The organism is Methanosarcina sp. KYL-1 (assembly GCF_024372725.1).
GTDB lineage: Archaea > Halobacteriota > Methanosarcinia > Methanosarcinales > Methanosarcinaceae > Methanosarcina.
This window is the reverse complement of record NZ_VOUA01000006.1, coordinates 128,410-145,190: the sequence shown is the minus strand read 5'-3', so window position 1 is coordinate 145,190 and position 16,781 is coordinate 128,410. Positions and strand designations below refer to the sequence as shown.

Here is a 16,781-nt window from a genome sequence, read left to right as displayed (position 1 = left end):
TCATTGGCTCTGTAATTTTATGAAATTCAAGGCAAATATTCCATCATCTGTCAGGTCATATTCTTTTTCCTTTTTGTTTCCTTTTACGAAACTTTCCCTGACAAGGCCCCAATTAATTAAATTTGCAACATGTTTTGTTAAAATTCCTCCAAACTCTTTTTCCGTATTATTATCCCCTTTTTTGGCTTTGAACTTTCCCAGTAATTCCTTTCTGGGGATTGGTCTTCTGGAGGATTTACTTATTATTTCCATGATGTACACATAATTCGGATTTTTCGATATATCTTTAACATGCATTTTGGGAACGGATAATTTCTGGAAATGATTTAAGCGGTCAACATGATATGATATTCCCTCTACCCACAAAGACATCAAAAACAGGCCGATTGAAAGTATTTTTCCTCCACCTGATATGTTGAAATAATATTTGGAGCCCGGATAGATCTCCAAAATCTCAAGAACTGAATCTCTTACACTATTCAGTGAAAGGTTTGATGAAATCTGTGGGATTTCTTTTAGTTCAAATTCAATTTCAAAATATTCGCATAGATACTTCACTTCATTTATTGCGTCCCGAATCTTTTGTTTTGTACTTTTCCTGTAATCATCATCTTCTTTTTTTTCGATAAGAATATCACCCTCAACAATAACAACAGCTCTGGTTATTGGATAACCTGAATCTTTTATTGTTTTCTTGAAAGTGCTTCCAATACTTTCGCCTGCACTTATGAAATGGATATGCTCTTTCTGGGGATCTGACATCTTTTTAACTTCCCAATTCCTAAAATTGTTTCTTAATAAAAGAAATTATTTCTCAATATTGGTTTTATTTCAGCAACCTCTTAAATACTTATCTGAATTTTTTAATACATGATGATAGGGGATAAAAGAATTCGTTCGGTTAACTGGCATATCACAACAAAATGCAACTATAAATGCAGATTCTGCTACGTCCAGAAACTTGACAGGGAAATCCTTGACATGAAGGAGGCTTGTTCTGTTCTTTCAAAATTGAAAGCCTTCAGAACTGATGTAATTGACATTGAAAAAATAAACTTTGTTGGTGGTGAACCTTTTTTACATCCACTTTTTTATGAACTTTTACAAGCTGCCCATGAAATGGGGTTCGTAGTTTCTATTGTAACAAATGGGTCAATGATCAACGAAAAAAACATCCACAGGATTGCAAAGTATGTTGACTGGGTAGGGGTATCAGTTGACTCTGTAAGCAATCTGAAAGAAGCAAGACTGGGGAGAGGCATGGGCCATCATGTAAGCCATGCAGTCGAAGTGGCCGACCTTGTCCATGAATACGGGATCAAGTTGAAAGTAAATACAACTGTAACAAAACCAACCTGCAAAGAGAATATGGAACCCTTAATCCAGCGGCTGAAGCCTCACAGATGGAAAGTATTCCAGATGCTGCACATCGAGGGGCAGAACGATGGCTGTGTGAGAGAACTTGCAGTTACAGACAGCGAATTCCAGAATTTTACGAAGAGACATGAGCACATAAGCCTGATAGGGGGAGAAAAGCCTGTTTTTGAATCAAACGAGGATATGATAGGGTCCTACTTCATACTTTCTCCTTCCGGGAAAGTGATCTCAAATGAGGGTGGTTCATACGGCACTTTTGAATTTGAGGAGTTTCTGGAAAAACAGACCAGTGTGATAAATATTGAGAAGTACGTGAATAGAGGGGGACTGTACGAATGGGCTGACCTGACAACTACGGGAACAAAAAGGGAAATAAATGAAAAAATCAGGCCAGAATTCCCCCCAGAAATGTTACAGGCAAATATGTAAGAAGGTGGGTGATTATGAGTGAAAATTCTTATAAAAATTTCAATTCACTGAGGCGTTTTTGCTTTACCGGCATAAGGGGAACAGGAAAAACAAGCCTGCTGAATAAAGTAAAGCCGCAGAATCCCGAAGTCCATTGTATTTCAGGGTCTGACGTCCTTAGAGAAATAATGGGTGAAGAAGCCTACTCAGGCTTCGAATTTTTGCCCGAAGAAGAGAAGTACGCCTACAGATTAAAAATAAATGAAAGATTGAACAAAATCCAGATTTCTACCGGCAAACATCTCCTTGTCGATTCCCATCTCACGGTCTATAACCTGAAAACGGGATACATCGATAACATATTTACCCACAGGGACTACGAGTTTTACACGGACCTGGTTTTGCTGGACTCAACGCCGGAAAAAGTCTATCAGTACAGAATAAAAGACACCAGAAAAAAGAGGATCGTTGATCAGGAAATTATAGAAAAGGAACTTGGGTTTGAGCGGGAAACAGCATATACGGTGGCAGAAGAACATGGGATAAATCTCCATATAATCCAGACGGACGAAAAAGCCATTGAAAACCTGAACCGGCTTCTTTTCAGGGAGATTTAATGTTTTCCTTTATTTCCCGAAGAAGAGCTTCATTTTATAAATTTTAAATTATTTTCTTTTTTGCTGAGAGGGTGCACAATGCTTGTTGGTTCAGAAAATTTAAGGAAAAATGTACCGCACATAAAAACTCTAAACTGGCAAATTACCTTAAGGTGTAATTATAATTGTAAGTTTTGTTCTGTGCATAAATTATGTAACAAGATCGACAGGGAGGTAAAAAGCCCGGAACAGGCGCATGATCTCCTTGACGGGATCAAAAAAATTGATTTTGATGGATTAAAGGTGGAATGCCTGAATTTGGTAGGTGGAGATCCTCTGATGCACCCTCTTTTCCATGAAATTCTGAAGATTGCCAGAGAAAGTGGTTTTTCGGTGTGGGTCACAACAAATGGTTCAAATTTAAACAAGGAGAATATACTATCCATTTCCAGATATGCAAAAGGTATCACTATTCCGATTGATTCTCTCAGCAATCTGCTAGAAAAGGAACTTAGATGCGGGGCCGAGAATCACGTAAGCTATGCTCTGGAACTTGCTGACCTCATTCATGAACAGGGGCTAAAACTGGCCATTAACACAATCGTCACAAAAAAGAACTGCCAGGAAAATTTACGCGCTCTGATCAAAAGACTTGACCCTCACAGGTGGAATGTTTATCAAATTCTCCCCCGAGAATTTCGGAATACAGAGTACATTTCTGAAAAGGTTGACGAAGCTGCATTTCAGGAGTTTGTCCGAAAACACAGCCATGTGAGGCTCAGGTGCGGTACAGAACCTTATTTTAAAAATGAAGAAGATATTTTAAATTCTTACTTTGTATTAACTCCAGAAGGGATTATCAAGAACCTTAAAGGAACGATAAAGATAGAGGTACAGGTATGATAGGGACAAGGATATTACCTGAAAAATTTGAACAATTTTTAAGGGAGAGGTATTACCTTGAGGTTGAACTGAAAAACACAAATGACTTAAAGTCAGGAAACAGTCAAAGCAAAAATAGTGTGCACAGGCAAATGTTGCTCAACGGTTTATTCCTAATGAGAATCCTTCATGACCCATATTTTAGCCTGTATGTTTGTAAGCGCATTGAGCAGGAAAATTTTGATCTCAAAGATGTGCTTGCCTATATTCAGTATGTTCTCCTTGAAAAACATTTAAGAGACCACCCCATGTTTGCCAGTTCAAACCCTTCGGCGGATTTAAAATCATCAGGGAATTTATTTACATCAGAATTCGAGGATGACAGAACGATTGATGAGTTAATTAAAGCTCTATCTCACGGCGTAGAATTAAACAACTTTAGAGATAACGATTACTACTGGAAATTATTCTCCCAGGCCAGCAGAGATGAAGAAGAGGACCTTCTTGCTGCTCTGGAATCCATTAAGGACATTAACCGATGGATATCTGTTAGATGGCAGGAAGATTCACCTTTTAGCTGGGGCGGAGTATATGACCATTGCTCTGAAGGATTAACGAATTACTCAAGGAAACACTTCGGAAAGGATTGTGCTGAAGAAGATGATTGGGGTCGGCTTATCCATGAACAGGAGAAAAAGAGAGTATTAGCGTATACAGAATCCGGAAATTCCAGAATTCAGACAAAGTTCCTCTACGAAAACATAAAACCTTACTTCCGGCAGCTCTATGGTGGAGATAAAAAGAATATTTCTGCTCCTTTTTTTGCATTTTTGAATTTCAGGCCTGAATTTATCTTCAAAATAAAAACTTTACTTGAAAAATATGGATTCATTGAAGGTCACGAAGACAGAGATATTGCGAAATTTTTGAAGTTTTATATGGACTCTATTTTCATTTCTCAATTCTTCTGGTTCAGGTCCCTTGGTGAAGATCAAAAAATCGAGCTTTTGAACAGGTACTGTGATGACCTTGACATCTGTATTTCAGGTACGAATTTGAATCTTTTCGGAAAAGAAAGCCTTTTACATTGTCTGGCATACAACGAAGCCAGAAAGTTATATGAGGAGAGAGATTATCAAAGTTCCATACGTATTTTTGATACTGTCCTGAAAAATACGGATTACCAATATTTGAAGTACCTTTGCACTTCATGGATTGCAGAAATTTATCAGGAAAGCAACGAATATCCACTTTCACTCAATTATTTTGAAAAGGCTTATTCTATTGCAAACTCTTTCACTTCAGGCACCAGAGTTTCCAACACATTGAGAAAATTCACACGAATCTTTGGTAGCTTCAGACAGGGAAGATTCGTAAAACTCTGCACAGAACCTTGTTTTGTCCGGTATCTGGAACTTTCAAATATGGCGGTTATGTATTGCCATCTGAAAAATAAACATAAGGCAAATGAATGTTTTGAAAAACTATATCAAGAACTTCAAAGCTTTTCAATCCCAAAGAGAATTCTCATCCATTATAAACTGGCTTCTTACTTCAGTGGCCACCAGGACTTGTTGAAATTAAGATTTCTCCGCGTGCTTGTGGAGCTTGCTGACAGCTATGAGGATAGTGTGGTCGATACCATTGAAGAAGATATGAATGAGGAAGTCTTCACTTTACTCGGATTAAAAGACGGTTGGACAAGAGAAAAATGTGCTCAAGAATGGGTTATCCATATGAAGTCTTGTGCACTAAAAAATATAAGTGACATTGATACGACTTCCCCCCACCCTTCAGGCCTTCTTGACAAAGGATGGGCGGACCTCGTTACAGTATATGAGGACGGTAGAGATCTCCAGTGTAATCCTTCTGGGAAAAAGGAACAAATAAGAATGATACTGGAAGCCTCGAATGTCCGTCCAAGAATTGTCTTTGACCTATCTTCTATAACACCCACTACTATTGAACCAAGAAGGAGTATAATTCACCTGAAAGGTACAATAAAAGAGCTTGAAATAATTGGCAGGAAAGAAGATGTAAAATTTGGAACTAGCCGGGAAGTCCTTGAACTTCATGATGTCGTACAGAGGCTCAAACTTGAATGTTCAAGATGCTATTATGTCCTTGATGACTTAGAAAGAGCGGAACGTATCCTGAGAGAAATTCTTAATGATTCGGGTGAAGAAGAAGTGCTTTTCAGAGCCCACTGTCTCCTGGGGCTTGTCCTGCTCAAAGCCTGTGACATAAGGGGTGGGGTCGGAGAGCTTGGAAGGGCACTTGATTTGAGCAGTCATGAGGAAACATTTTCTGATCGCTGCCGGGACCTTTTTGAAATCTGCAGGGATGAATTGATCTGTTTCAATAATAAAGATGTATTCTACGAGGTTCTTTATTTCATTATAGACAAGGTGAATTCAACAATCAAAAATGAAGATGAATATCGAAAGAACTGCCATGTTATGGCAGTTGAGCAGTTCAACGAATTCGGGTTAACAGTTGAGGCAAGTCACCTGATTGAAAGAGGCCTTGGCATTGAAAAGAACGAACTGGTTAAGGTCGCTTTACTTGAAGAAAAAGCTTACTTAAGATATCTTGATGAGGATTTTGCGGAATCAGAAAATATCTTGAATGAAATCGTGAGGATTTCATTTGAGGAAAAGAATAATTCTGTGGAATACCTCTTTTTCTGTTCTTCAGCCTGGCATAAAATTTCAGTCTTTTATGCTAGAAAACGTGAATTCAAAAAAGCATATGAGGCTATCGAGTGTGCCATAAGCAAGCTTGAAAAATACAATAATTCGAAAGGGGTTCACGATTCTGATTGGAAGTTAAAGCGATACAAAGAACTAAGGGGAATCTATGAAATTTTCTCCAAAGATGTCATAACCCTAAGTAAAATTAACAATAAAGAAGTTATTGATCTTTTTAATACGGCAGAAGAAATCGTTCTGGATGGAGTGCAGCAAAGAAAAAACAGAGACTTTGATTTTTCATTAGCTTTTGTAGAATATGGAAAGGGGCTTGAGACATATTTGCATGACAACTTTTCAAAAAAGTTGCGAGGAGGGATATTTAATAAACATGGTGAGCCCGTTCCTGATATTTATTGGAAGATTAATATGGCAAGGCACATCAAGAAAGTTCCATTTGAATTGAAAGGTCTCTTGGGGGCAAATAAAAAGACAATTAATTTGGGCGCCTGGAAAGGTCTGATAAATGATGCTTTTTGTTCAGACATTGAATCCATTAATAATCCTTATGTCAGAGATTCCTATGAGTTCATAAGAAATTTCATGTTTAAGGAAGAATGGTATACAATTGCAGAAGCATGTGCTATAGTTTCTTGGTATCGAAACGGGGATGCACACTATGGAAAAAGGCCTCTTAAAGACGTTTTAATGTACAGGGAAAAAATAATCGAACAAATAAATAAAGTTATTAATGTAGGAGCAAGTGTCTGGAATTAAATTTTGACGTCAGTATAACCGAGGTTTTGAAATGCCTAAAATAAATTTAAGAGATTCGAATTCATCTAAAAACTTCAGTATTTTCCTTGATATGGACAATGTACTTACTGATTTCAATCTTGCATGTAACACTGTCTTTGATGGTTTATTTAATATGCACAGTACGGATAAAGATAACTTCTGGAGGATCATTGCAGAGCAGGGAATTCCTTTCTGGGCGGAAATGCCCTGGAAAAAAGATGGAAAGGAGCTTTGCAATTATCTGTTGAAATATAACACACGGGTCCTGTCCGCACATCCAAATCCAAAAAGGGGAGAAGTTGTTGAATTCAGCAAGAAAGGAAAATACAAATGGCTTGTAAAAGAAATCGGAAAAGATTTTGCGGATAGAGCTATCATCTGCAGACGTGCCGAAAAAGAGCGGTATGCAGGCCCAGAATGCATTCTCGTAGATGACAATTCCGAGAACATAGGACTCTGGGAAAAAGCCGGGGGAATTGGAATTTTGCATTCCAAAACTGAAAACACAATCGAAAAACTGAACAGGATCCTTAAATAAGGACCCCTTATCTTTTTTTGAAAGAAGCCACTCATACGAACTTGGAAAAAATAAAGGGTCAATAACCCTTAAAAACTGATCATTTTTCGAGGACCCTATATAGTGATCAAAATGAAAATCCTCCAAACCCTCTCCCGCCTCTACATCCCCTCCCTGAACCCCACCCTCGAATTCTATGAAGAGCTCCTCGGCACCTCCGCAGGCATGCGTTTCGAAATCCCGCAGATAGGCCTGGAACTTGCCCAGGTAGGAAACATTTTACTGATAGCAGGCTCCGAGGAAGCCCTGAAGCCGTTCAGAGCCACACAGGCTACGCTGCTGGTCGATTCGATTGATGAGTTCAAGGCTTTTCTGGAAGAAAAGGGAGCGGAAATTATCCGGGGGCCGACTGAGGTTCCTACGGGGAGGAATATGACGGTGAAGCATCCTGATGGGTCGATTCTGGAATATGTGGAGCACTCGAAGATAGAGTGAATAATTTAAAACCTCAAAAGATTTGGGCGTTTTTTGATTCAGTTAGTCGGCCTCCAAGAGTGTCCGGATGTTTGCAGAACCCCTTACTCTCACCGGTCATGCAAGCACGACCGGCCTTTGCATAAAAAATAGTGGACAAAGACATCGAAATTCGACAGGTTCAATTCTTTATCGATTCGCTGTTATTTCAGTACCAATTAGTTTCTCAACACATCGATTTCAAACCAGATCCCTGTTTTTCAGAATCTCTCTTCAGTCACTGGAATATATTTTTTGGTCATTCAAATGACTTTAAATTCAGTTATTTGCATGCACTTTTCACCCAACAAATACCTTATTGCTATCAGATTCGAAATCAAACAGTTACAATTTGTGGGTCAATATTCAGTGTTATTTTTGGAAAAGGCCGGTCAGCAAGCTGACCGGTGAGAACGCCGATACCTGAAAACCGGCTCAAAAAAAGGTTTTCGGGGTACTGAGCAATTGGATTGCACTTTTTCCGGATTCCGGGGCGTTAGCACAAAGTTATTTGGACCAGGGTGGATAAAAATAAGAAGCGGAGAAATCGGGGTTTCTTAAGGCAATTATCACCAGGTACACAGTTGTCACCGGGTACACGGAGGGGCTTTTTCGGATGGGGCAGGAAACTAAGTCGATGGGGTTGTGGGCTGCCACTTCTATCGGGGTGGGAGCAATGGTGGGGGCTGGCATATTCTCTATCTTCGGGATGGCTGCGGAGATTTCGGGAAATGCCGTGTACGTCTCGTTTGTTATTGCGGGGCTGGTTGCGCTTTTAAGCACTTATTCCTATGCAAAACTGGGGGCCAGGTACCCTTCGGCGGGGGGGCCGGTCGAGTTCCTGGTAAGAGGGTTCGGAGACGGGATCCTTAGCGGGGGGCTGAATGTTTTGCTCTGGGTCGGCTACATATTCGGGCTGGCCCTGTATGCCAGGGGGTTTTCTTCTTATGCGGTTACCTTTTTGCCTGCAGGTTCGGGGCAGGCATGGGATGCGGTTTTTGCCACGGGGATCATCCTTGTTTTTACCGGGGTGAACTTTATAGGGGCAAAGGCTGTGGGCAAATCCGAGCTTTTTATTGTTTCCATAAAGGTTGGCATACTCATCCTCTTCGGGCTTGCAGGGCTGTTCTACGTAACTCCGGGAAACCTTGCCCTCTCGAATTTCCCGGCTCCTTCAAAGATCCTTTACGGGGCAGGCATGGTTTTTCTCGCTTACCAGGGCTTCGGTTTGATCACCAATGCAGCTGAGGATATGGAAAATCCCGAAAAGACCCTTCCCCGGGCCCTGTACCTGAGCGTGGTCATGGTCATATGCATCTACGTGCTTGTGAGCCTGGCAGTTATCGGGAACCTCTCAATTTCCGAGATCGGGCAGAGCAAGGATTATGCTCTTGCAGCAGCCGCAAAACCATTCCTCGGAGCTGCAGGCTTCAGGATTATGGCGCTTGCTGCCCTTTTTTCTACAGCTTCTGCGATCAATGCTTCGCTTTACGGAGGGGCAAACACATGTTATATTATTGCAAAGGAAGGGGAACTTCCTGAGTTCTTTGAAAGGAAGGTCTGGAAAAGAAGTACCGAAGGCCTGTTTATCACTTCGGGCCTTGTAATCCTCTGCGCAAATTTCCTGAACCTGGAACGCATAGGCATGCTGGCAAGTGCCTCTTTGCTTCTAATATACATAGCCGTGAATGCTGTCCACCTGCACCTGTACAAAGAAACCCGTGCAAAACCCATTTTGATATGGGCTTCTTTGCTCAGCAGTGCGGGCTTTTTTGCTGTCCTGGTATACTATGAACTGGGACACTCCCCGGGGACCCTGGTTTTACTTGCAGGCATCATTGCAGGCTGCTTTATTGTAGAAGGGGTATACAGGAAGTTTTCAAAGCGGATACTGAAACCGAGAGGGCCGGCAAGCTAAACTCCAGAGGACTCCAGAGGACCGGGCTCGACTCAAGAAACAACCTGAGAAACAACCCGAATTAGAAGGTATTTCATTCCAGATACTCGCCGTCGATATAGCAGTACTTCCAGTCTTCTCCTGGCTGGAAGGATTGAATAATAGGGTGTCCGGTCTCCTTGAAATGCTTTGTTGCATGCTTATTCTTCGACTGGTTGCAGCACCCCACATGCCCGCAGGTCAGGCAGATCCTCAGATGCACCCAGCTGCCCCCGCTTTTTAAGCATTCTTCACAGCCCACTGAGCCCGGTTTTACGTCTTTTACCTTTACCATATCTTTGTGTTCACATGCCATGCTTTCCACTCCCCTGTGCTTTTTCCAACTACTTTTCCGACTATTGGTTCCGACTTTTCTAGATTTTTTTAAGTATTTCCGGATTTATCATACTTTCATGCTTTCATATAATACTCAGGTTAAATACTCAGGTTACCGTCACCTTACTAAACCTCCACCTTGCAGCAAGGAACATGATAGCTGCAAAGCCCAGAAGGGCCAGAAAGGAAACAAGAATCTCATTCGGGGTATACACGTAATGAATTCCGATTGCCGAGAAATCATTCCCTATCGCAAAATACCTGATGCCGCTGACAAGGTGGGTCAGGGGGTTGATAGTGGACAGGGCCCGGAGAATGGGGGGGAAGGAGTCCACCGGATAAAGCGCGTTGCTCGTGAAAAAGAAGGGCATGGTAAGGAGTGTGATTACTGCCTGCATCCCTTCGGGACTTTCCATGCTGATGGCTATTGCAGCCGAGAGGAAGAGGAAGCCGAGGGAAAATATCCCGACAAAAAACATTATCCCCAGCAGTGAAAAAAGGACCTGCATCGGAGCATAGCCTTCAAAAAACCGGACCCCGAGCAGGAGCCCGAACCCCATGATAACGGTTGCCTGGATGAAGGACTTGGTCATGCCGGAAAGCCCGATCCCTATAATGATATGGATTCGCGGAAGCGGGCTTGAAAGGGTCTCTCTCATAAGCCCCCAGTTCTTGTCAAAGAGCAGCACGGTCCCCCCGAAGAGGCTCGTAAAGAGCGTGGTCATGGCAATTACGCCCGCCCCTATGAAAGTCAGGTAATTGACAGTCCTGACATCAGGAAGGACCGGGAGGGTTGCAGTCAGCCGGTCGAAGTTATTGGACATTGCAATTCCGAAAAAAGCAAGCCAGAGCGCCGGCTGGACAAGGGAAGCGAAAAGCAGGGTCCTGAACCTGACAAACCTTAGCATGTCGCGCCAGTAGATGGTAAGAAAGCCCGTGTTCATGATCTATTGCCCCCGTTTCAACCCTTTCTCGATTTCAGCGCCTTCTCGAATTCAACGCCTTCCCGATTTCAGCGCCTGCCTGCCCTTAAGATTGAAGCGGAAATCTTCTCTGCCCCTCCGTCCCTGAACTCCCGGCCGGTATAGTGGACAAAAACATCGTCCATGGATGGTTTTTTCAGGTTTACGGTCTTAATCGAAATCCCGCCGGCGGCAAGCAGTTCCATGACTTTCGGCAGCAGGCGGGTGCCGTCCACATTTATCATGACAACTATGCCCTTTGATTTTTCCGTAATGCCTTTTACGCTGTCGAGAGTGCCGAGCAGCTCCGCAGCCGCCCGGTTGTCGCTGCTCTCAAGGTAGATAAGGTCCTGGCCAAGCGTGTTTTTCAGTTCCCAGGACTTGCCTGTGATTATGATCTTCCCGTTGTCTATGATGCTGATCCTGTCGCTGAGCTGGTCGGCTTCGTCCATGTAGTGGGTCGTCAGGAAGATGGTGGTCCCCTGCCGGTTGATTTCCCGCACGTATTCCCAGATCCTGATCCTGGTCTGGGGGTCGAGGCCGATTGTCGGCTCGTCCATGAAAAGCACCTTCGGCCGGGTCATAAGCCCCCTGGCGATCTCAAGCCTCCGCTTCATCCCGCCGCTGAGATACTTTGTCCGGGTATCCCTTTTGCCCTCGAGCTGGACCAGCCTGAGCAGTTCGTCGATCCGCCTCTTACGTTCCTCCTTTGGCATGGAATAGAGCCTGCCGTGGTACTCCAGGGTCTCCCCCGCGGTCATGTCCCGGTCCAGGGTCAGCTCCTGAAAGACGATTCCTATGGACTTCCTCACCTTTTCGGGCTCTTTATCCACATCATATCCTGCGACCTTTGCAGTCCCCTTCTGGAGCCTCAGGAGGGTTGTCAGGATATTGATTACCGTGCTCTTCCCTGCCCCGTTCGGCCCGAGAAAGGAGAAGATCTCGCCTTCCCGCACGGTAAAACTGATGTTATCGACGGCTTTAACGTCGCCAAAAAAGTGCTCAAGGCTGCTAACCTCGATGATGTTGCCCTGCTCGTCTCCCAATGCCCAGACCCCGGAGCTTCTTCCCGCAGGAAGATTGAACCTCCAGCAATAAATAGGTATTTTTGCTGTTTGCGTTTCCTCTGGTGGCCCCGGCTAAATAAGTTAATATAAATTTCAAAACCCTGAAAATTAGCCTGTTTATATAATAGAAGTAATATAATCTTAGCCGGGGTCATTGGAAAACTTGACTGCTACAAAACTTGACTGCTACATATCTTAATGAGGGGGAGTATTATTATGAATAGCAATGTCCGAAGTGCACGATTTCCACCTTTGCCCATTGAAGAGTGGGAGGATACGAAGAACACGCTGCACCTGTTCCTGCAGATAGTGGGAAAAATAAGGCTCGGGTTGTTTCCGAAAATGAACCACTGGTGGCATGTGCCTTTTTATGTCTCGGTGCGCGGGCTTACGACAGGCCCGATTCCTTACGGGGGCAGGATTTTCGAAATGGAATTTAATTTCAGGGACAGAGGGCATCTTTTAAGGATAGAGACGAGTGAAGGAAACTCAAGAATTGTGCCTTTAAAGGGGCTTTCTGTTTCTGGTTTTTACGAGCGCGTATTTTCAAGCCTTAACGAGCTGGGGATCGTGACAGGCATCAAGCCTGTGCCTTATGACATTCCCGGAATAACAGAGCCGTTTGCAACGGATGAAACCCATGTGGCATATGATGAAGAGTATGTGAACAGGTTCTGGCAGATCCTTGTCCGGGTCGATCCTATCTTTCAGGCATTCAGGGGCCGGTTTATCGGTAAAAGCTCGCCAGTGCACTTTTTCTGGCACCATGCCGATCTTGCATTGACACGTTTTTCGGGCAGGCCGGCTCCTGTGAGGGAAGGGGCAAATCCCGTCGAATTCGAGTCTTCTTCCCATGAGATTATCAGTTTCGGGTTCTGGGCAGGGGACCAGAACGTAAGGGAACCGGCTTTTTACGCTTATGTGGCCCCTCAGCCCGATGGGCTTATGGACGAGCCTCTTAGCCCGAAAGAAGCTTTTTGGAATCCTGAAGCAGGACTTGCCCTTCTCATATACAACAGCATAAGGGAGGCTGAGTATCCGGAGCAGAAGGTGCTGGATTTCCTGGAAAGCGTGTACCGGGCAGGGGCAAAAAGGGCGAAGTGGGATATTGAGGCTTTCAAGCTTACTTCATATGAAAAACAGCCTGAAAAGCTTGCAGCCCGGCCCTGATAAAAATGTTAAAACCGGTAACTCAAAAAAAGGAGACTCAAAAACCTGGAATTCAAAAATCGGGAACTAAAAAATAGGAAACTTAAAGCAAAGCTCAAAAAGAAAAATAGTCGAGTAAGAGGTTTTTAATTCTCTTACCTTACGAATTTACGAATAAACGGTATGCTGCTGAGCCAGGACTTCCTTGCTTTTGTTTCCGGCTTTTCCACAGTTTTCTCCAGCTTCTTCTCCGTATTCGGCGAGCTCTTCTGGTTGTTCTGCGGCTTCTGGTTACCCTGTGGCTTCTGGGTGTTCTGCGGGTTTTTTGGTTTTTCCGCAGGTTTTTCTTCAGGAGCTTCGCTTTTTTCTGCAGGAGCCATGGGGAGCAGGACCTTCAGGTCTTCTTCGACGGTGGTGTTCGGCCTTATGTTGAAGTTTTCGACCAGCACTTTGAGGACGTTGGGGGAGACAAAGGCTGGCAGGGTCGGGCCGAGGGTGATGTTTTTTACGCCGAGGCTCAGGAGGGCGAGCAGGACAAGCACGGCTTTTTGTTCGTACCAGCCGATGTTGTAGGAGACCGGGAGGTCGTTTATGTCCTCAAGCCCGAAGGCTTCTGCAAGCTTCTGGGCGATGACCACAAGGGAATACGAGTCATTGCACTGCCCGGCGTCAATCACTCTCGGGATGCCGCCGATGTCCCCGAAGTCGAGTTTGTTGTAACGGTATTTGGCACAGCCGGCGGTCAGGATCACGGTGTCTTTCGGGAGGGCTTTTGCAAACTCGGTGTAGTAGGCCCTTTCTTTATGCCTGCCGTCGCAGCCTGCCATCACGATGAACCTGCTGATCTGTCCGCCCTTTACGGCGTCTATTATCTTGTCCGCAACCGAGAGTGCTGCTTCGTGGGCAAAGCCTCCGATGACGGTTCCGCTTTCCAGCTGCTCGGGGGGTTTGCAGGCCTTTGCCTGTTTGATGAGGGCGGAGAAGTCCTTTGTGCCGTCTGCTTTTTCGTAGATGTGGGTGACCCCTTCAAAGCCCACGACCCCTGTGGTATAGATCCTGCCCAGGTAGGAGTCCTTCGGCGGGATTATGCAGTTGGTCGTCATGAGGACGGGGCCGTTGAACTTTTCGAACTCCTCATTCTGTTTCCACCAGGCGTTCCCGTAGTTGCCTGCGAAGTTATCGTATTTCTTGAAAGCCGGGTATGCGTTTGCAGGCAGCATCTCCCCGTGGGTATAGACGTCGATTCCGCTTCCCTTCGTCTGCTCAAGGAGCTGTTCGAGGTCCCGGAGGTCGTGCCCGCTGATCAGGATGCCGGGCCTTCCCCTTACGCCAATGTTGATTGCAGTCGGTTCCGGGTTTCCGTAAGTTTCGGTGTTTGCCTTATCAAGCAGGGCAAGGACCGAGACGCCTTTCTGTCCGCACTCCAGCACCAGGCCAAGGAGGGCTTCTGCTCCCACACTGTCGTCTGCAGTTGAAACCAGCCCTTTTTCTATGAACTCAAAGATAGCTTCATCCTTATACCCGAGGATATATGCGTGGTGGGCATAGGCAGCCAGGCCTTTCATTCCGTAAACCAGCAGTTCCCTGAGGGAGCGGAGGTCCTCGTCTTCAGTGGAGTGGAGCCCGACATCCATTCCCTTTATGCTTTCCGGGGTGACTGCAGCCACGGCAGGCAGGTCCTTTCCCGCAGGCACTTTCTCAGCCGGAAGTTTTGCCTTAATGCCTTCCCGAAGTTCGAACCCTCTCTTTATAAGGGATTCGATTTCTTTCCGGTCAAAATTGGTATTTGTAAGCGTGGCAAAGAAACTGTCAAGCACAAACCTGTCCGTCGCATCCTCGTTGAGGCCTGAGGCCCTTGCCTTCAGGTTATAATATGAAATGCTTTTAAGGACGTAGATCAGGTCGTCCTGGAGGTCGGCAACCTCTCCCTTCTTTCCGCATACGCCGTTTTTCGTACAACCTTTTCCGTTTAAAGCTTCCTCGCACTGGTTACAGAACATGTTTTTCCACCTCAAATCCTTTTATGCAGTGTTATTCCGATTTTCCCTTCTTTCCGATGTACTCAAGGTCTTTTCCGAGATTTTCCGTCAATGTCAGACACAGTAAAATGTAGTATCTTCTAAAATGCCGGTATCTTTAGGATACTAGTTTCTATATGATACCAACTCATATATAGCAAACAGTTTCAAAAAAGGTATCAGTATCAAAGCAGATACCGGAAAGAAAATTTCAGACTTGCAGACGGCAGGAAGAGGAAAAGTTGTGGGAGTGGAGAGGAAAAATTATGGAAGTAATGCAGGAGCTAAACAGAAAAAAGAGGAGATTTCAAGTCAATTCGTGATCTTCATATAGTTCCCGGGGCGCTCACCTCTTGCGAAGCAAGAGGCGTTTTCCACAAAGACTGAAAAGGACTGAAAAGAAGTGATTGCAAAATAAAATGATTGCGGAGCTCTGCACTCTGATTTGACATTACTTTGATTTGCATTACTTTGATTTGACATTACTTTGATTTGACATTACTTTGATTTGACATTACTTTGATTTGACATTACTTTGATTTGACATTACTTTGATTTGACATAGTACTTCACGGAAAATTACATCTGAGAAAAGATTTCTGCAATACCATTTTTCCGATCATTTCTTTCAGTCATCTGACTGCCCTTTTTGGTTATACGGTTGTACGTATTCAGTCATGCAAATATACTTTTTAGTCATAAAGTTGTACTTCACCAGTCATCAAATTGCCCATTTAGTATTAAAACACAACTTTAATTTGTACGGCATTTCTTTTTTGTTTCCACTTATCCGCTTAAATATTTCAGTTTTCTGGAGTCTCTTTTTGGTCATTCAAATGCACTTTACGGAAAAGGCCGGTCGCAAGCGACCGGTGAGAGCGTCGGTACCTGAAATATAAATCAAAAAAGATTTTACGGTAATCGGAATTTCGTTGAATTCGGTTAATATGTTAACGCTTTTTCCCGAAAACACCCATAATTCCCCTCAGCCGGGCTGAAAAACCCAATTCTCCTGCACTTCCCTTGCTTTCCAGCTTCGCGGCTTCTTCTCTATGCTTCTTGCAGGGTCCGTTTTTTGTACAGCCTTTTCCGCTTAAGACTTCAGGGCACTGGTCACAGTACATTTTTCTACCTCAAATGTTTTTTTTCGGTATCTTTCCGATATCGTTGTGTTCAATGGAGCACTATCCGGAAAGTATCTATTTCATATCAGAATCTACTTCATGCTAGTATCTATTTTATACTGGTATCATTATGATACCTCATTTATGTAAGGTAACCGCATATATAACAAACAGTTTCAAAACCGATACTTGAAACAGGTAATTCCTGAAGGGCAGGGGACTTTCGGGCTTAAGAATTGTCAACCTGGTTTTACTAATTGTCAACGAAAACATTTATTATAGAGGTAAACAACTTTCCCGATGCCATTTTGAATTCTAAATTGGGTTAACAATAAGGCAATCGAACAATAAGGCAATCGAACAATAAGGCAATCGAACAATAAGGCAATCGAACAATAAGGCAATCGA

14 protein-coding genes are annotated in these 16,781 nt (G+C 43.8%); 8 read left to right on the top strand and 6 right to left on the bottom strand.

What is annotated here, in order from left to right:
- Entirely contained in the window at positions 1–762 is a 762-nt protein-coding gene (locus FTO70_RS06945) for a hypothetical protein (RefSeq protein WP_255335016.1), read from the bottom strand.
- Between the two features lie 111 nt (positions 763–873).
- Here FTO70_RS06945 and FTO70_RS06940 point away from each other — a divergent pair, with 111 nt between their 5' ends.
- The 7 genes from FTO70_RS06940 (at position 874) to FTO70_RS06910 (ending at position 9,699) form a co-directional block, all read left to right on the top strand.
- Complete coding sequence (locus FTO70_RS06940; protein WP_255335015.1) at positions 874–1,806, top strand: viperin family antiviral radical SAM protein; 933 nt, start codon at positions 874–876, stop codon at positions 1,804–1,806.
- Positions 1,807–1,820: 14 nt separating this feature from the next.
- Positions 1,821–2,402 (top strand): AAA family ATPase, encoded by a 582-nt coding sequence (locus tag FTO70_RS06935; RefSeq protein ID WP_255335014.1) that lies wholly within the window; start codon positions 1,821–1,823, stop codon positions 2,400–2,402.
- A 78-nt stretch (positions 2,403–2,480) separates the two neighbouring features.
- The gene (locus FTO70_RS06930) at positions 2,481–3,284 is read left to right on the top strand and encodes a radical SAM protein (protein WP_255335013.1); all 804 of its coding nucleotides are present in this window, start codon (positions 2,481–2,483) and stop codon (positions 3,282–3,284) included.
- On the top strand, positions 3,281–6,730 hold the full coding sequence (locus tag FTO70_RS06925) for a hypothetical protein (RefSeq protein ID WP_255335012.1): 3,450 nt from the start codon (positions 3,281–3,283) through the stop codon (positions 6,728–6,730). The genes FTO70_RS06930 and FTO70_RS06925 overlap by 4 nt, the downstream gene beginning before the upstream one ends.
- A gap of 31 nt (positions 6,731–6,761) precedes the next feature.
- On the top strand, positions 6,762–7,289 hold the full coding sequence (locus tag FTO70_RS06920) for a hypothetical protein (protein ID WP_255335011.1): 528 nt from the start codon (positions 6,762–6,764) through the stop codon (positions 7,287–7,289).
- Between the two features lie 111 nt (positions 7,290–7,400).
- Complete coding sequence (locus FTO70_RS06915; RefSeq protein ID WP_255335035.1) at positions 7,401–7,763, top strand: VOC family protein; 363 nt, start codon at positions 7,401–7,403, stop codon at positions 7,761–7,763.
- A gap of 634 nt (positions 7,764–8,397) precedes the next feature.
- Positions 8,398–9,699: an APC family permease gene (locus FTO70_RS06910; protein WP_255335010.1), complete on the top strand. Its 1,302-nt coding sequence runs from the start codon at positions 8,398–8,400 to the stop codon at positions 9,697–9,699.
- Between the two features lie 73 nt (positions 9,700–9,772).
- Here the strand turns inward: FTO70_RS06910 and FTO70_RS06905 are convergent, their stop codons facing one another.
- The 3 genes from FTO70_RS06905 to FTO70_RS06895 form a co-directional block, all read right to left on the bottom strand.
- Complete coding sequence (locus FTO70_RS06905) at positions 9,773–10,033, bottom strand: UBP-type zinc finger domain-containing protein (RefSeq protein WP_255335009.1); 261 nt, start codon at positions 10,031–10,033, stop codon at positions 9,773–9,775.
- Positions 10,034–10,160: 127 nt separating this feature from the next.
- Positions 10,161–10,997 carry an ABC transporter permease gene (locus FTO70_RS06900; RefSeq protein ID WP_255335008.1) on the bottom strand — a complete coding sequence of 279 codons (837 nt, stop codon included), beginning with the start codon at positions 10,995–10,997 and terminating at the stop codon, positions 10,161–10,163.
- A gap of 68 nt (positions 10,998–11,065) precedes the next feature.
- Positions 11,066–12,061 carry an ATP-binding cassette domain-containing protein gene (locus FTO70_RS06895; protein WP_255335007.1) on the bottom strand — a complete coding sequence of 332 codons (996 nt, stop codon included), beginning with the start codon at positions 12,059–12,061 and terminating at the stop codon, positions 11,066–11,068.
- A 237-nt stretch (positions 12,062–12,298) separates the two neighbouring features.
- On the opposite strand from FTO70_RS06895, the gene FTO70_RS06890 reads away from it, so the two are divergent.
- The gene (locus FTO70_RS06890; protein ID WP_255335006.1) at positions 12,299–13,252 is read left to right on the top strand and encodes a DUF5996 family protein; all 954 of its coding nucleotides are present in this window, start codon (positions 12,299–12,301) and stop codon (positions 13,250–13,252) included.
- Between the two features lie 134 nt (positions 13,253–13,386).
- Here FTO70_RS06890 and hcp read toward each other — a convergent pair whose 3' ends face one another.
- Together hcp and FTO70_RS06880 are read right to left on the bottom strand one after the other, a co-directional pair.
- Positions 13,387–15,231, bottom strand: coding sequence for a hydroxylamine reductase (gene hcp, locus FTO70_RS06885; protein ID WP_255335005.1), 1,845 nt, complete (start codon positions 15,229–15,231; stop codon positions 13,387–13,389).
- A 968-nt stretch (positions 15,232–16,199) separates the two neighbouring features.
- Positions 16,200–16,373 carry a hypothetical protein gene (locus FTO70_RS06880; protein WP_255335004.1) on the bottom strand — a complete coding sequence of 58 codons (174 nt, stop codon included), beginning with the start codon at positions 16,371–16,373 and terminating at the stop codon, positions 16,200–16,202.
- Positions 16,374–16,781 lie beyond the last annotated feature (408 nt).

Coding starts and splice junctions, on each gene's coding strand:
- FTO70_RS06920 (WP_255335011.1), top strand. CDS start 6,762: ATGCCTAAAATAAATTTAAGAGATTCGAATTCATCTAAAAACTTCAGT.
- FTO70_RS06935 (WP_255335014.1), top strand. CDS start 1,821: ATGAGTGAAAATTCTTATAAAAATTTCAATTCACTGAGGCGTTTTTGC.
- FTO70_RS06910 (WP_255335010.1), top strand. CDS start 8,398: ATGGGGCAGGAAACTAAGTCGATGGGGTTGTGGGCTGCCACTTCTATC.
- FTO70_RS06945 (WP_255335016.1), bottom strand. CDS start 762: ATGTCAGATCCCCAGAAAGAGCATATCCATTTCATAAGTGCAGGCGAA.
- FTO70_RS06915 (WP_255335035.1), top strand. CDS start 7,401: ATGAAAATCCTCCAAACCCTCTCCCGCCTCTACATCCCCTCCCTGAAC.
- hcp (WP_255335005.1), bottom strand. CDS start 15,231: ATGTTCTGTAACCAGTGCGAGGAAGCTTTAAACGGAAAAGGTTGTACG.
- FTO70_RS06900 (WP_255335008.1), bottom strand. CDS start 10,997: ATGAACACGGGCTTTCTTACCATCTACTGGCGCGACATGCTAAGGTTT.
- FTO70_RS06905 (WP_255335009.1), bottom strand. CDS start 10,033: ATGGCATGTGAACACAAAGATATGGTAAAGGTAAAAGACGTAAAACCG.
- FTO70_RS06940 (WP_255335015.1), top strand. CDS start 874: ATGATAGGGGATAAAAGAATTCGTTCGGTTAACTGGCATATCACAACA.
- FTO70_RS06890 (WP_255335006.1), top strand. CDS start 12,299: ATGAATAGCAATGTCCGAAGTGCACGATTTCCACCTTTGCCCATTGAA.
- FTO70_RS06880 (WP_255335004.1), bottom strand. CDS start 16,373: ATGTACTGTGACCAGTGCCCTGAAGTCTTAAGCGGAAAAGGCTGTACA.
- FTO70_RS06925 (WP_255335012.1), top strand. CDS start 3,281: ATGATAGGGACAAGGATATTACCTGAAAAATTTGAACAATTTTTAAGG.
- FTO70_RS06930 (WP_255335013.1), top strand. CDS start 2,481: ATGCTTGTTGGTTCAGAAAATTTAAGGAAAAATGTACCGCACATAAAA.